Raw genomic sequence first — 16,372 nt, forward strand, 5'->3', positions numbered from 1 at the left:
ATGCAAAGGAATCAATAAGGTTGATGAAATTTAAACAGAATTCTTATTTAATAAAAAAACCGTGTACAAAAAATGTACACGATTATATAAAAATTATGTCTTGCGTGCTCATTGCATTCTATGTTTATGGTATGTAAAACGTGATACATCTAAATAAATTAAAAGAGCACTTTTAAAAGTGCTCTCTGACCAAAATTAATATTGAAGAAGAACAACCAAGATATTATATGTATGTTTTTTAGATAGGTGTAGTTTTAAAATAAAAGCGTTATTTGATATTAAAATTAAAAATAAAAAAGAGCACCATTAAACAGTGCCCTTTTCAAGCGTGAGTATAAATTCCTATCATTCTATACTAGTATATGGTTGCAGTAATTAATTGCGAAATAATTGAATATAACTAAGTTACGATAAATTCAATAGTAACTGGGATTGCAGGATCAAATGTATCGCCACCTGGAATTGTAATCGCTCCAGTTGGTCCAGTAGTAACACTTGATTCTCCGCCTGGCTGAAGTACACCGTTTAGGTAGAAATTATAATACGTGAATTTTGGGAATGCTGTAGCAGCAACACCAGCATCATTTAAGCAAGCTGTAGCAGCAATTGCAAAAGCGGCACCTGTACCTGTACCCGCACCTAGTGTAGAAGTAAATCTTCTGGAAGCCATAAATAGAGGTATAATAGCCATTGGTATTCACCTCCTTCTCAATTTTATTAGGACTAGATTAGGAGAAAGCTTGTCCTATATTGTATTCTATGACGTACTTAAGTACTAGAAACGGCTTATATATTAGGATTTAAGTGCAATTATTAAATTAGATACATTGATGTTAAATAAAAACGCTATTTTATTAAAAAAGGAGGTCGGAGAAATGGACAAGTGAGGAATTTGACAATGAAATTTCATAAAAGCATTATTTTAGAAAAATAGGTGACTCAGGAATTGTGTTAGCCGAGTCACCCAGTACTATCGATCGAGATAATATTCTTTTTCTATATGTAGTTATAGTGAGTTCTTAGAGGTTAACTCCAAACTGCAGTTAAAGGACAAAGAAATTTATTTTGGAAAGTATTAGATTTACTATGTTAATGCTACAACAGCAAGAGTTAAGCCCAACGTATTTAATGGACTAGAATACGGTCCTACATTAACAGTAAGTGTACTTGGTAAACCTGGAGGTGTAGTGAAAATTGCGGGTGCTGATACAGAAGTAAATCCTGCAGTATACCCTAGAGAAGTACCTGAGCCAATGAGTGCATTATTATTCAGATACATAGTGATACCTGCCGAACTACCTCCTGGTTGAATAATAACTTGCACTTCATAGATTGCTAAATAGGTTCTTCCACCTTCAAGTAAAACAGTTGTTGGTGGTGTGAATGAGATTGCCGTTCCATTAGAATTTACCACGGTATCTAGTGGGATCGCAGAATTTACAGAAACTATTGTTGGAGTAGTTTGAACAACATTTAAACTGTTAGACGTGGGGGATGGACAATTGCAAGGTTTGGAGTGGTTATCATTTTGGTAATTCACAAATAATCAAGCTCCTTTACGTAAGATGATTTTTTATCCTATATAAAACGTAGCTTTTTTGTATCTAAGTTATTTTTAATAATTTTTAAAAGAGAGGTCGAATATTATTGTTCAGTTAACTCTTAAAAGTATTAGATATTCTGGGATTTCAAAGTGCATCTGATAAATATATATGAATGTTTTTTTTAGGTCATTACTGTGAGTTAGGAAACATAATAAAATAGTTATTTGAATTAGTTTTATCAATAAAAAAAGAGCCATATTAAGACTCTTTTTAAAAAGGTTTATTAATCATTTGTTTTCTAACCAAAACAAAAACTGTACCTGCAACAACACAGGCTGCATAGATTTTGCCACTTATGTCACCGAAAAATTCAAGTCCGAAAGGTAGTAAAAAAGTAGCAATTCCTACTATGTAAGCAAATATGCCGAATAATTTAGCTAGTTTATTTTTATCACCAATAAAAGTAGCATCTTGGTATCCAGCAATAAGAAATAATTGTTTTTTAATATGAATCAGATAACCTATTATTACAATGATTAGACCAACAAGTGTGCAAACTACAAATCCACTCATTTTATTCACCTACCTTATTTGAATTTTACCATGTTTAGGTTGGTATAGTTATTGTATTAAACAAAATACATGCACAAAAATTGTGCATGTAAAGTAAAAGCTATGTCTTGTCTATGTAAATATATGCTTAGTTTATATAAATCGTGTGTATGTTTGAACGAAATGGTTATTTGCAAATATAAAGAGCGCTTTTTAAGGCGCTCCATGACCAAAACTAAAATTGAAAAAGAATACCACATGATATTTTATGTATGTTCTTAATACATGTGCAGATCTTTCTTTTGCACAACAAAGCAGCTAGTTAATAAAACTAACTGCTTGTTGTACAAAAGAAACGCTGCGCTTACAAAAATAGTATGAAGAGGGTTGAAAATATTATGCGGAAATGAAAGGAGATAAAATAAAAAAGAGCACCATGCATAAGTGCTCTTTAAGATAGGAGGTAACACTTTGAGCTGGATGTTTAGGTTAAAAGTATATGATGTAGAAAAGGAATAAGACCTAAAACTTATTTTTAACTAAATACAAAAGAGCAGCTAGCACAGGCTAACTGCTATAAGAACATTACATCCACGAATTTAAGGAGCATAAATATTTCGTGAGTTTTGTATAGTATGGACAAAAATATCAAGTTTATGTAATGAAAATAAAATAGAGCAGTCATTTGCATTAACTGCTCCATTTGATACAACCTGGGTAAGAAGCAGATTGTATTGTGGTTATTATTGACGGAATGTTTAATTTTATTCAGTTATTTAATAAAATTCTTATTAAGTAACAAAGAAAGAACACCATAAAAGGTGCTCAATGACTAATTCTGAGTAGGTCATGATTATTTTATGTAGGTTTTTAATATAAGTGCGTTTTTTGTAAAATCGTTATTTTAATTAGTTCAGCCCCTTGAAGGGCGCTCCAAGGGGCTAAGATTCGAGAACTTGTAAACTCTTGTTTAATTACATGAAAACTCCCTAAGGAGAATTCATCATATTTTAACACTCAACTAACTATTTTGACAAATATATATTAATAAAAGAAACCCCGATTGTCGACAGGGCTTCTAAGGGTAAGTGCCAAGTAATGACGTACTCGACTAATTAACCATATCATGAATTTTTTGGTAAAAATACTGGTAAATGTGTCCAATTGTATGGTCGTTAATTTGAAAAAAAACGCTATTTTGCACAACAAAGCAGCTAGCTAAAGTAGCTAACTGCCTGCTGTAAATACTATTCCACATGGATACGCAAATTGTAACCACAAGTTACAATTATAGTATAAACAGATTTGAAAATGTTATGCAGGAAAGTAAACTAAATAAAAACTTTCTTTTGCACAACAAAGTAGCTAGCTTAATGAGCTAACTACCTGTTGTACAAAAGAACCTACAAGTAAATGATATGTAACTTCAAGTTACAGCTATAGTATAAGCAGAATTAAAAGTATTATGTGGAAATAATAATGATCTTAATAAAACTTTCATTTTAATATAAAGCAGAATTATTAAATGGCTTAGGCAGACAATTTATTAAATAAACTGTCTGCCAAGTGAATGAAAGATTTTTTGAGCTATAATGCCCAAGTTTAGTATAGATAGAATCATGAAAGTTTAATCATAAAACAGATAAATTATGTTATAGAAAACCTTCAATTAAAAAAAGAGCAGTTAGCTTTTGCTAACCGCTCGGCTCTCGACCAAGAAAGCTAGAGTGGGAGAAATCGACTTTTTAAAGTCTTGTCTACAGTGTTAGACAATGTTTAGAATTTTATTCACTTAAAACGTAAAAAGAGCAGCTAGCAAAAGCTAACTGCTCTCCAGAAAAGCATTAAGAAGGAAGTTCAGAACTCAAGTGTATTTATAGTATGGACAAGGTTTAGGGATTTATTCAAGGAGGAATCAGCAAATATACTAATGATGTTAATAGTGACTATTGGGATATTTAAAATAACATTGGAATATCGTCCGGCTAGAAAACTAGAGGACACCAATTCATTAAAGCAGCAATTAAAGCTGTTTTAGGAATAGGTGTCCTTTTTATTTTGAAAAGGGAGATGGGGGAATGGATCAGCTACGTGAATGGAAAAAGCAATCAAATCAAGGAAAGAAGAAAAATAAGACAAAACCAAAAGAGAAATTAAGGACTCGTGAAATTGAGGATTTAATGGGGATACATAGACCTTGTTATGAACGAAGACGTGGAGCATTAAGACAAAAGTAATTTTAAAATAATAAGGAGTGGTCTTACATGACTAAACAATTATCTTTCTTACCAAAAATCGATAGAGTAGCAACGCAGAAAAAATTAGAAGGTGTTCTCGAAAATGTACGTTTATATAGACAGTTTGGAATGATGCGTGAAGAAATGAAAGTTACTCCTTCTTATGAAATTAGATATCACGGACCTACAAATGATGTAGGAAAGCCATTAGAAGATGTAGCGATGGCTAATATTCAACAAAGTAAAAGAGAAGAATGGATTAAGCAAACATCATTTCGTATTGACCAGTTTCTTAGTCGTTTGGGTAATGGGCGTGCAGGAAGGGGGCAAAGAGACATCATCATTAAGTGTTATTTAGAAGATGAAGATGTATGTGATTATATGGTATATAACGAAATCGGCATGAGCGAGCGTACTTATCGACGTGTTAAGGCTAGAGTATTTTATAAACTTGCTTTTGCTCTTAGATTAGAAGTTTATGAAACTGGAGGTAATGAATAATGAATTTTGTTCAGCCAATACGTGATCCAGATCAAATACAGCAGCTAAAAGATTATTTTAAGGAAAAGAGCTTACGTAATTACATTCTCTTCATTATGGGAATCAATACAGGACTGAGAATCTCGGACATTTTGAAATTGAAAGTAGGAGATGTCAAAGGTAGTCATATATCTATGAGAGAAAAGAAAACAGGGAAACAGAAACGAATACAAATTACTGCAGCACTGAAAAGAGAGCTTAAATGGTTTATCGAAGAAAGGGAAGATAATGAGTATTTATTGCAAAGTAGACAAGGTAGGAATCGTCCAATTGGTCGTAGTATGGCATATAAGATATTAAGCGGAGCAGCGGCGGAGTTTGGATTAGATGAAATAGGAACACATACGTTGAGAAAAACGTACGGGTATCACATGTACATGCAAACGAAAAACATAGCATTGCTCATGGAGATATTTAATCACTTGTCAGAGAAGGTCACGTTACGTTATATAGGTGTAAATCAAGATGCAATGGATAAGGTAATGACTAGGTTTAAAATTTAATCATTGGTTTTTCTTTTGCGATAGTTTAAAACTGTAGTCTAATTGCGATGGAATCACCATATCAAAAAAAATGAATGTTACGTTAAGACACATTTTAGGTAGAAAATTATTAGTTCTCTGAAGAACTACCATTCTCAATCTCGTTTTATTGGATAATATTGAGAAAGTATTTATCTAGATAAAAAATTAACATTTTTTCAATTTACTGTAATTATAATTAAAGGTATTCTGTTAGTGTTATACAAATGTATCTTTCAATCTATTCCATGTATGAATCTAGTCTGGCTATAAACAGAATATTCCACACACAATTGAAAAAGGGGGAAAGTTTATGCAAAGAATTTTAAAATTCCTGTTCATGTCCGTTTTTTCTTTGATTTGTGTTTTGTATGTTCAAACGAACGCTTTTGCCGCACCAGCATACGAGGGAGTTGTCAAAATGAAGCAGCCGTCAGGCGAAACTTTTGAAGGCACGTTACATGGAGATGAATGGTTCCACTGGGTAAGTACAAAGGATGGCGACATACTTTTACAAGATCAGAAAGGATATTGGAATTACGCTGAGCTTACATCAGATGAGCTGAAATCAACGGGTATAAAATATAAAATCGATAAGAAGCCTTCAATGGCGGTAAATGAGGGCGATTTGAATAAATGGATAAAAAAATACAACCCTCAAGCAAAGAAAAAACAGGAGCACATGAATAAATTACAAAAAGAATCACCAAAAAATATTGATGGAACTGTCACTCCAGTTTTAGGAAACAAAAAATTACTTGTTTTGTTAATTGGGTTTACAGATGTTGATATTGCATATAACGATAACGACTGGAGTAACAAATTCTTTTCTACAAATCAAAAGTCAGTTAAGAATTACTATAATGAAGTAAGTAACGGAAAAGTACAGATAACTCCAGCTCCTGAAACATATGGTACTCAAAATGATGGAGTGGTTAAAGTGAAATTAGATTACGCTCATCCGAGTACATCGGGAAAAAGTATGGGTACGGTTATAACAGATGCACTGGCTAAAGCTGATTCTCAAGTGAATTTTGCTAGTCTTGATACTAATAATGATCAAGTCGTTGACTCTAAAGATGGCTTCTACATTGTAAGTTTTCTTGCTGGTAATGAACAGGCTAGTGGGGGTCCGCTTCCAAACATTTGGGCGCATCAGTCATATGCTCCTAATACAAATCACGATGGTGTTACAGTATCAGGCATGTATACAGCGCAGGGTGAAAAACAATATGGTCATATGGCGACAATTGGTATACCTGCTCATGAGTTAGGTCATTCCTTTGGTCTTCCAGATCTATATGGTGACAATAACCGTGTAGGTAGTCTAAGTATAATGGGGAATGGAGCTTGGAATAGTCTTCAAGGAGAAGAGTATGGAACTACCCCAGATCATATGGATGCTTGGTCAAAGGTAAAACTAGGCTTTGTAACACCAACTGTAGTAAATACCACTAATAACTTTACTCTAAATGCAATCCCAAATAACTATAATGTGTTAAAGATTCCTTTAAAGGATAATACGTATTTTTTAGTTGAGAATCGCGCAAAGGTTGGGTATGATGCGAGCTTACCAACAAATTCTGGTGGTATTGCGGTTTGGCATATTGATGAATCCATGAATAATAATTCCAGTGATCCTCATCCCTTCATTGATATAGAGCAATCAGTCAGTGAGTATCAAGACCCGTTCTATTACACGAATCAAAATCATGCTGCTACCTTTGGTCCAGACACTAATCCGAATAGTAATACCTACACGGGAGAAAAATCAGGAGTAATGATTACAACGACAAGTACAAGTAATTCTGCTATGAATGTAGCAGTCACAACAAAAGAAGCTAGTTTAATTCCGCAAACAAACTGGACACTAAAATATGTAGATAGCTATAATTGGTACAATTTAGGTACGTATGCCTTTGATGGAAACAAAGACACATTTTGGCATACAAACTGGAGCCCGGTAGCTCCAATGCCGCACGAGATTCAAATTGATTTAGGTGCAACTTATAACCTCTCCAAATTCAGCTACTTGCCAAGGCAAGACGGCCAAATTAATGGAACGATTAAGGACTATGAGTTTTACGTCAGTAGTGATGGAGTAAACTGGGGAACAGCGGTATCCATAGGTGCTTTTGCAAACAATACTAACTTGAAAGAGGTCAGCTTTGCAAACAAGACAGGTCGTTATATTAAACTACGTGCATTAAGCGAGGTAAACAACAATCCATGGACAAGCGCCGCTGAAATTAATGTATTTGGAGTGGTTCAATAATATATTTGTGAGGTTATCTAATTAAATCATTGATACGCTAGTTCAAAGGGTTATCATCTGCTGAGAGTTCGCTCGGCATTTGATAACCTTTTTGTTCTATACTAGCCAATATACAAAAGAAAAATATGGATTGATAAAATTCATATTCTTAGCTTGATAGCAATGTGGTGCTACCCCTATATCATCATTATAAAACTGTATTTAATTAATAAATAGGATAAGTGAGGCATCCAGAGGGATGCTTTTTCTTTTGACATAGAAATCCCTTTGGTCACTATATTTTAAATATAATTAATAATTACGATGCGTGAAATTTTATGATGTGTGTAGAGATAAGATTACATTTAATACAATAAGGGAAGAATGGCATACACTACATATCATAATCAATTACCTCAAGATATTGTTGGATGGATCTTAGTATGTATAAAGTTCATTCTACTTGTTATTATTTTGTTCGGTATTCAATATTTTATTACTATATTAGCATGGAATAAATCCAATAAAATCCAATAAAATTCAATAAGTATAGACAAAAAAGCTTATCTTTTAGCAAATAATGATAAGCTTTTTATTATTTTCTTCCTACCTTTTTCGTTTTAGGGGGTATTTTGTTTTGTTAGCTTGATAGCGATGTGGTGTGACCCCTAAATGCTTTGAAAATCCTATCTCTTGTGTTGATAAAGCTGCAGAAATATAAAACAGAATATTCCATCTTATATTTCTAAAACTTCAAGTGATTTACATATTTAGGAAACGAAGTTATGTTTGTGATGATATACAATAAATGGAGGGAAGGGATCTTATTATGTTTAAAAAAGTAGCATTAGGGATTTCGTCGTTAGCAATCACTACATTTGTAGGTTTAGGAATGGCAACAGAGGCATCTGCTGGTCCTGCAGCACCATTATCTTCATTAAACGTTGTACAAGTAGAGTCTGAGCAAGGTGGGATAGAGACTATCAATACTAATAGCTTTAGTACAACAAGAAACCATGGGGGAAGTTACCTATATATTTACACAAAAGAGATTGGGTATGGACAAAATCCAATTGCAAAAATGAATGGTTCATCAGTAAAGAGTATTGGATCAACTGTAATTGGGGGCAACCCAATTGTTGGTTGGTATTATAAATGGGATGCATCTGGACATCAACAGGGGACATTTGAATATCAAAAAACCTCTATTAATTTCCCATTCAATACAATGCGTACTTCACTTTATATACAATAAATAACTAGAGATAAATTGTAGGAATAACTATTAAGATACGAGTTCTTATGGGGTTGTTTATTCTTTGAAATGAATACTATTTTTATAATGATATTTTTCTTTTGTTTTATAACTATGTTATCCATTTATAAAAGTTCATAGTCATGATTTACGTATCTATATAAACATAGTTTTGGAGAATGGATACCTCTTACTATAGGGTTCTTTATAGTTTGACAGAATCAAAAAAATTTAATAGGAGATAATTAAGGACTCTGAGATTTGATACAAACAAATTAATAAATAATGTTCAATAAATAAGTTTGTTCCTTTGGTATGGCAACCTTTAATTTTTAAAAAATACAGAATAAGAGGAGTTTTTTAATATGAAAAAACAAAGTCTAGCTATAGCTACTATTCTATCATTAAGCATAACTGTATTTGGTGGTACTACATCTACATTTGCGATGAGTGAGCCAAACGATAATGTGACGGTTCAATCTACATCAAAATATATAGGCAATATACCGTCAAAACCCAAGGACTGTAATAATGTAGACAAATATAAGCTGTGTACAAACAAAGAAGAAGCTGATGCTTGGGGGAAAAAACAATTTAATAAGTGGAGTAAAGAAGAGAAATTTGCCATAAGAGATTATACAAAAAATGCAAGACCGTATAATGAATTTTTAAGAACGCATGCGGGTAAATTAGATTCTGATCCTACAATGAAGAAAAAAATTGAATCCTTAGATAAAGCATTAAATAGAAAAGAGGCAAAAGTGAATGACAATATAAAAGTGTATCGAGGGGATGATGCATGGATTTTTGGAAAGGAGTATGATAATTCCATAATAAAAAACGGCAAGGTTGATAGGGAGAAATTCAAGGAAATACAAAAAAAATTCCAAGGAAAAACAACAACAGAATTTGGGTATATAAGCACTTCTATACTTATTGATGCTGGATATGCCAAAACAAGACCAGTTATGACAGAATTTAAGGTAGGCTCTGGGACTCATGGTGCTTATATGAATTCAGATGACTTGACTGCGTACCCAGGGCAATACGAATTATTATTGCCAAGAAATACCGTCTATAAAATTGAAAAAATATATATAGCTATAGATAACAATACCCAAAAAGAACAAATAAAAGTGGAGGCTACAATTAAATAAATCTAATGAAGTTAAATTTTTAAAAATAAAGTGATTCAGAATAACTATATAGATCCGAATACGCAACGCATATAAATAATCCAAATAAAAACCGTAAGGATTTCTAATCTTTACGGTTTCTATCATTTTAGCCAAGAAGACTCCTTCCTCAAGGAGCGTGAAGAGTTACAGACCAGTGAGTAGGCGGGAAATGAATTGGCTTCGAACAAGGGATGGCAGGGATCCATCCTAATTGTTCGACATATATAAAATGTTACTTTGCTATCTATCGAATATATTTTAGATAAGTTTAATTTGATATTCTTGAAGCCAGCTATTCACTTGAAGTAGATAATCAATTAAACCTCTAGCCTCATTACCAGTAATGATTTCATCTGTACCTAGTGCAATTGAACGAACCTTTTCTACGTTAATAAGAGGTAGAATAGGAGAGGTATTATCGTTTAATACATCTAGCATCCATACACTAATTCCTTGTAAATAGGCGTTATCTTTTGTACTTGGATATGCACTTTTTTTACGATAACATACATCTGTGGGAAGAACAGTCTGGAAAGCTCGACGTAAAATTCCCTTTTCAATATTATCGATACTTTTTATTTCAAACGGTACATTCCAGAGATATTCAACCAGTCTATAATCACAAAATGGAACACGTACTTCAAAACCTGTCATCATGCTAGTACGATCTTTTCTCTCTAACATAAAAGGTAGGAAGCGTGTAATAAACATATAAGACATTTGACGTTGTTTTGCTTGTAAATCATTTTCTCCTTCTAAAAAGGGTATTTCATTTACAGCTTCTTGAAAACGTTGTTTTTGATAGTTGATAGGATTTATTTTTGTTTTTAAGTCTTCTGATAAAATTTCTGTAATATAAGAATAGTTTACATTCCAAGGGAAAATATCCGCTTTTAAAAACTCTTCTTGATGGAACCAAGGATATCCAGAAAAAACTTCATCTGCTGATTCTCCTGAAAGGGCTACTGTAGCATCTTTTTTCATTTCTTTAAAGAGAAGATACAAAGATGTTTCAAGTTCCCCAACACCTGGTAAGTCACGAGCCCTCATTGGAATTAATAAATTTTCAATGAGCTTTTCAGATCCTAATTCAAAAGAATGATGTTGTGTTCCAACATGCTCAGATACACGTTGTACCCAAGGTTCATCCCGATCACGGCGAAGAAAATCTTCTTCGAAATCTCGTTCTTCATTTGTAAAAGTTAGAGAATAAGTATGAAGTGTCTTTCCGATTTGTTTGAATTCATTTCCTGCTAACCCAGTTAAACCACTGGAATCTAAACCTCCTGATAACATAGTAACCACGGGTCTATCGGCAACTAATTGTCGTTTCACTGTATCCTCTAAAATAGATTGAATTGTATTAACTGTAGTATTTATATCATCTGTATGTGGTTTGCTTTCTAGTTTCCAGTATTGCTTACTTTCAGTTTTATTAGTAGTAAACAGAATGTAGTGTCCCCCGCGCACTTCATGTAAATCTTTAAATACTGCATGACCAGGTGTTCGCATTGGACCAAGACAGAAGATTTCGGAAAGTCCTTCTGTATCTACCTCTGCTTGTACATTTGGATGAGAAAGTAATACTTTTATTTCAGATCCGAAGATAACCGAATTATCACGTTGTGCAAAAAAGAGTGGTTTCACCCCTAAATGATCACGGGCTAACATGAGTCGTTGCAATTTCTCGTCCCAAATACCAAAGGCGAAAATCCCGTTAAGGTGTTGTACACAATCCTCTTTCCATTCTAGATATGCGTGTAATAATACCTCGGTATCTGATTTTGTTTGAAATACATGGCCCAAATGCTCTAGTTCAATACGTAGTTCTTGGTAGTTATAAATTTCTCCATTAAATGTTAGTGAAACAGTTGTCTCCTCATCCTTATACAACATGGGTTGTAGACCACCTTCAGGGTCAATTACAATAAGACGACGGTGACCAAAAGCTGCATGTTTAGAGAACCAAAATCCTTCTGCATCTGGTCCACGATGTATAATAGAATTTGTCATGTTTTTTAAAGTTTCTTTTTGTTTAGAAAGGTCCATTGACCAATCAACCCATCCCGCTATTCCGCACATATATAATACCTACTTTCCATTTGATTAGTAAACATCATAGTATTTCTATAAATTTTTTGTTTAGTAATAAGTTTTTAATCATATTAATAATGCTTATTTAAATGATGCATATCCTTGATTTTTCGTTGTTTTTAGTTGCATTGCCTGCTATCTGGATACCAGCTAAGAGGTGTATCAACAATTGCTTGTGCAATTGCAAATATCCGTATTCCATAATCGTCTTACTCTAAAGTTGCTGATTTTGTCATCATAATAACAGCACCCTTTGAAACAGGATAAACATAAGTACCTATTGATGCTAGAAAACTAAAACAGAGGCAATATTAATAATTACACCATGAATATGTAATTCACGCGTTTTTTAGCGTTGTCAATAATACCATAGGTTCCGCCGTGTTGATTGATATAAATGATACGATGGTAATCATTCAAGTCATGTTCTAAAACAGCAGTGGGATAGCCAATACCGGCATTGTTAAACATAATGTAAATTCTTTCAAAAGCTTGAACAGTTTTTTCTATTAATCACTCAGTTCCTTTAAACTTTGAAACATTTGTTTTTATAACAATCGATCCTCCAACATTTTCCTGGATGGCTATAGCGGTTGCATTAACTAGCTCCACATTAAAATTAGCTATTACAACTTGATTTCCTTTTGAGCAAACTTTTATGTAGTTTCTTTACCAATTCTTCTGTCTCGACCAGTGATAAAAGCGACTCTTCTCGGGTTTAGTGTTATCCATCTCCTTTATTTTTATATAATGAATGTTAAATGTGTTTATACAAAATTGTTATTAATTGAAAGATTAATAACAACTATCTGTATTGTAACTCTATTTATAATTCATTAAAATTTAGATATATTTACTAATAATTAAGTAAATCTTAATAAAGGGAGTATTAAGATGAATTTTGAACAAATGGAGTATATCGTAGCGGTAGCGAATACTGGATCACTTACTAAGGCTGCACTACAGTCTCACGTTACTTTATCAGCAATTAGTCAATCTATTTCCTTGTTAGAAAATGAACTGGGAGTAAAACTCTTCGCACGTTCACGAGGGTTGGGGGCAGTTCCGACTTCCGAGGGGAAATCGATTATAAAAAAAGCTAGTGATATTCTACTGCAAGTAAAAGAATTGAAAGAAGAAGCGCAAATCTACAATCATACTTTAAACGGGGAGTTAAGAATTGCGACGATCCCTGGGCCTATGCATGTACTAATAAATATAATTTCGACATTCAAAAAGGAGCATCCTTATGTAAATATAAAGGTTTATGAAAAAGATCATAAAAAAATACTAGAAGACCTTCAACAAGGCGAGATTGATATTGGATTTATTGCATCATCAGAGAAGTTTAGAGAGAGGCATAATAATTTTACATTTAAAAAAATAATAGACGTTAAAATAGTTGTGGGAGTTAATAAAAATTCTCCACTTGCATTAGAGAAAATCCTTGTACCAGAACAGTTAGTAAATCAGGATTTGGTTTTATATGATGATGAATACATTCGGGATAGCATTAATAAGTTATTTTCTAAGTATGGGAATGTGGATATATTATTCATCTCTAATAATACGCAAGCAATAGAAAATGCAGTGAAGCAAGAACTAGCTATTACAATTGGATTGGATTATTCATTCAAACATAATCTATTAAATAATCAAAAAGAAATGGTTTCTATTGTATTAGATGTACCTAACCTTGAGCCCCTTTCTTATGGATGGGTCCTTAGTAAAGACAAGCAACCTTCAAACATACTATTGAGGTTCATTAATAAGCTTCAGTTTGAGTAGAAGATTGGTTTAAATTGCTTAGTAGACGGTATAAATGAACATTATTAAAAATTAAGCTATTATTATCTGAGGTCCCTCCACATCGCTATCAAGATCGAGAAGCCAATTTTAAAGTTGAGCCAGTAGAATCATTTTCGCTACGCAATCCATTGGTGCAAAGCAATTTAATCGATTACAGGAAGTTATTCGTGCTGGAATCGTTATGAACTATATAATTGGTGGTATATTAATTGCTTTTATTTACTTGTTTTCAAGAGAAATCTTATCGTTATTCTTAACGAGCCCGAATACAATCGAAATTGCAAATAGTTTGGTGATGATTACACTTTGGAGTTACTTAATTTTCGGCCATGCTCAAATTATTGGTGCGACAATACGAGCGAGTGGAACAGTATTATGGCCCACTATTATCGGTGTCGTATCAATATGGCTTGTAGAAGTCCCAGTTGCTTATTACCTTTCTTATCATACAAATCTTGGTATAAAAGGAATATGGATTGGATATCCAGCTGCATTTATTGTAAGTTTACTTTTGAAATATGGATATTATAAATTTTCATGGAAAAAGAAAAGAATTTCACGACGTGTTAGTTAGGATAGAAGGTGAAAAAGATATTCTCTTATAAGTTGTCAATTTTAGGGGGATGGCTACGACATCATCAAGCTAATAAAACCAAGTTACCCTCAAACGAGGTATCTTGGTTTTATATTGTAAATTTAATATCACTCATTTATAAATTTAGTTAGTAACCAGAGTCTTCTGAAGTAAGATTATCTATCATTTTATAATCGTATTTTTGCAATGGTTTTTCAGCAGGCCCTTCAAGTACTTCTCCTGTATACGAGAATCGCGAACCATGGCATGGACAATCCCAAGAACGTTCACCATTGTTCCATTCAACTTCGCATCCGATATGAGTACAAGTTGTATCTACAATATGAAGTTTACCTTCTGCATCTTTGTAAGCTCCTTTTCTATGGCCATCAATATCAATGACGGCTCCTTCATCGTTAGATAAATCATGAATACATTTTTGAGGAATCTCTAACTTTCCTTTAATTAAGTGACCAACAACATTGGCATTTTCGACTAAGAAATTTTTTAAACTAGGATTCATGTGGAAACGAGAGGGAGTATATAATTCCCGATATTTGCTTTTTTCCTTTAATATGATGTCTCGGAATAAAAGAGCAGCTGCAGTCCCATTAGTCATACCCCATTTTCTGTATCCAGTAGCAATTAATATATTTCTCTGATCGGAGGTGATTTCTCCGATATAAGGAATTTTGTCTAGTGTAATTAAATCTTGAGCTGACCAACGGTATGCAATATTTTCAAGCCCAAAAACTTGTTGCCCGAATATTTCCAAGGCTTCATAATGTTTTAGTGTTTCTCCGCCTTGTCCCGTTTTATGACTTTCTCCAGAGATAAGAATAAATTTTTCTCCATTGATTGTTGTAGAACGGAGGGAACGGGTTGGTTCATCTACACTAATATACATACCACCTGGATAATCTGTTTTTGTCTTAGCGGCAATTATATAGGATCGGTCTGCATGCATTCTTGTAGAGTAAAGTCCTGCGCCTTCATAAAAAGGGAAATGAGAACAAGAGAGAATATACTTGCCTGTAATTTGAGCTCCTCCACGGGTAAGAACTACAGGTTGTTCGCCTGTTTTTATATTTACTGCTGTGGTATTTTCAAAGATGTATCCACCTTTTTCTGTAATTATATTTGAAAGATGAGCTAAATACTTGAGGGGATGAAATTGTGCTTGATTTCTCATAACAAGTGCATTGTGTATTTTTAAGTTAAAAGGAAGTTTGTTTACAAGTTCGCCTTCAATACGAAGATCTTTATAAGCTTCTGCTTCTTTTTCTAACTTAAATGCGTATTTTTCTGTTGTGGAATACAGATAAGCATCTTGTTTAGTAAAATCGCAATCAATGTGATGTTTATTAATTGTGGTTTGAATAAATTTTAAAGCATCTATGTTTGCTTCGTAATACAATCTTGCGGTAGTTTTTCCAGTATATCTGATAAGCTCGTCATAAATCATATCATGTTGAGCAGTAATTTTAGCTGTCGTATGTCCAGTCGTTCCATTTAATAACTTGTCTGCCTCTATAACAGCGACTTTTAGACCTTCATTTACTAAAAGATAGGCAGAAGTAATGCCAGTAATTCCTCCACCTACAATAATAACATCGACTTGCATGTCATTTTCCAAGGAAGAGTATTTTGGTAAATCGATACTGCTCGTCCAATAAGATTCGGCGTTATGGGGTAATATTCCACTGTAATTCTCATTATTCGTCACTATAAATCCTCCATCCAATGTTTTATAGTTTTATTATTTCCACTTATTGGAGAGGTAAACTTCGAGCTTAGAAAACAGCAAATAGTGG

General features: G+C 33.3%; 14 protein-coding genes and 1 pseudogene. 9 read left to right on the plus strand and 6 right to left on the minus strand.

The genetic code is table 11. The features are described 5' to 3' along the window. Positions 1 to 400 precede the first annotated feature (400 nt). The 3 genes from ACTFP3_RS27210 to ACTFP3_RS27220 all read right to left on the minus strand — a co-directional run bounded on the left by ACTFP3_RS27210 (position 401) and on the right by ACTFP3_RS27220 (position 2,117). Positions 401 to 691: a DUF4183 domain-containing protein gene (locus ACTFP3_RS27210; protein WP_440011781.1), complete on the minus strand. Its 291-nt coding sequence runs from the start codon at positions 689 to 691 to the stop codon at positions 401 to 403. Between the two features lie 393 nt (positions 692 to 1,084). Then, positions 1,085 to 1,540: a hypothetical protein gene (locus ACTFP3_RS27215; RefSeq protein ID WP_440011782.1), complete on the minus strand. Its 456-nt coding sequence runs from the start codon at positions 1,538 to 1,540 to the stop codon at positions 1,085 to 1,087. A gap of 274 nt (positions 1,541 to 1,814) precedes the next feature. Continuing rightward, positions 1,815 to 2,117 carry a DUF3784 domain-containing protein gene (locus tag ACTFP3_RS27220; protein ID WP_149214562.1) on the minus strand — a complete coding sequence of 101 codons (303 nt, stop codon included), beginning with the start codon at positions 2,115 to 2,117 and terminating at the stop codon, positions 1,815 to 1,817. Positions 2,118 to 4,174: 2,057 nt separating this feature from the next. On the opposite strand from ACTFP3_RS27220, the gene ACTFP3_RS27225 reads away from it, so the two are divergent. From ACTFP3_RS27225 to ACTFP3_RS27255, 7 genes are all read left to right on the plus strand, one after another. Next, positions 4,175 to 4,333: a hypothetical protein gene (locus ACTFP3_RS27225; RefSeq protein WP_440011784.1), complete on the plus strand. Its 159-nt coding sequence runs from the start codon at positions 4,175 to 4,177 to the stop codon at positions 4,331 to 4,333. A gap of 27 nt (positions 4,334 to 4,360) precedes the next feature. After that, on the plus strand, positions 4,361 to 4,834 hold the full coding sequence (locus ACTFP3_RS27230; protein WP_440011786.1) for an ArpU family phage packaging/lysis transcriptional regulator: 474 nt from the start codon (positions 4,361 to 4,363) through the stop codon (positions 4,832 to 4,834). Then, a complete protein-coding gene (locus tag ACTFP3_RS27235; RefSeq protein ID WP_440011788.1) occupies positions 4,834 to 5,376 on the plus strand; it encodes a site-specific integrase in 543 nt (180 codons plus the stop codon). Before ACTFP3_RS27230 ends, ACTFP3_RS27235 begins: the two co-directional genes overlap by 1 nt. A 331-nt stretch (positions 5,377 to 5,707) precedes the next feature. After that, positions 5,708 to 7,669, plus strand: a complete 1,962-nt coding sequence (locus tag ACTFP3_RS27240; RefSeq protein ID WP_440011790.1) for a M6 family metalloprotease domain-containing protein — start codon at positions 5,708 to 5,710, stop codon at positions 7,667 to 7,669. A 363-nt stretch (positions 7,670 to 8,032) separates the two neighbouring features. Continuing rightward, positions 8,033 to 8,185: a hypothetical protein gene (locus ACTFP3_RS27245; RefSeq protein WP_440011792.1), complete on the plus strand. Its 153-nt coding sequence runs from the start codon at positions 8,033 to 8,035 to the stop codon at positions 8,183 to 8,185. 292 nt (positions 8,186 to 8,477) lie between these two features. After that, a complete protein-coding gene (locus ACTFP3_RS27250) occupies positions 8,478 to 8,903 on the plus strand; it encodes a DUF4879 domain-containing protein (protein WP_098559473.1) in 426 nt (141 codons plus the stop codon). Positions 8,904 to 9,268: 365 nt separating this feature from the next. Continuing rightward, positions 9,269 to 10,060 (plus strand): ADP-ribosyltransferase, encoded by a 792-nt coding sequence (locus ACTFP3_RS27255; RefSeq protein ID WP_440011794.1) that lies wholly within the window; start codon positions 9,269 to 9,271, stop codon positions 10,058 to 10,060. Positions 10,061 to 10,339: 279 nt separating this feature from the next. On the opposite strand, the gene asnB is transcribed toward ACTFP3_RS27255, so the two are convergent. Next, entirely contained in the window at positions 10,340 to 12,163 is a 1,824-nt protein-coding gene (asnB, locus tag ACTFP3_RS27260; RefSeq protein ID WP_326036788.1) for an asparagine synthase (glutamine-hydrolyzing), read from the minus strand. A gap of 330 nt (positions 12,164 to 12,493) precedes the next feature. Further along, a complete protein-coding gene (locus ACTFP3_RS27265) occupies positions 12,494 to 12,646 on the minus strand; it encodes a hypothetical protein (RefSeq protein WP_440011797.1) in 153 nt (50 codons plus the stop codon). Between the two features lie 423 nt (positions 12,647 to 13,069). Between ACTFP3_RS27265 and ACTFP3_RS27270 the strand changes: the two genes are divergently transcribed. Together ACTFP3_RS27270 and ACTFP3_RS27275 are read left to right on the plus strand one after the other, a co-directional pair. Continuing rightward, positions 13,070 to 13,963: a LysR family transcriptional regulator gene (locus tag ACTFP3_RS27270; protein ID WP_440011799.1), complete on the plus strand. Its 894-nt coding sequence runs from the start codon at positions 13,070 to 13,072 to the stop codon at positions 13,961 to 13,963. A 130-nt stretch (positions 13,964 to 14,093) separates the two neighbouring features. Further along, a pseudogene (locus ACTFP3_RS27275) lies at positions 14,094 to 14,558 on the plus strand (MATE family efflux transporter); the annotation flags it as partial. Between the two features lie 148 nt (positions 14,559 to 14,706). On the opposite strand, the gene ACTFP3_RS27280 reads toward ACTFP3_RS27275, so the two are convergent. Next, complete coding sequence (locus tag ACTFP3_RS27280; protein ID WP_440011801.1) at positions 14,707 to 16,284, minus strand: FAD-dependent oxidoreductase; 1,578 nt, start codon at positions 16,282 to 16,284, stop codon at positions 14,707 to 14,709. Positions 16,285 to 16,372: the final 88 nt, after the last annotated feature.

The sequence above is a fragment of the Bacillus cereus group sp. MYBK5-2 genome, assembly GCF_051915685.1.
Classification (GTDB): Bacteria; Bacillota; Bacilli; order Bacillales; family Bacillaceae_G; genus Bacillus_A; species Bacillus_A cereus.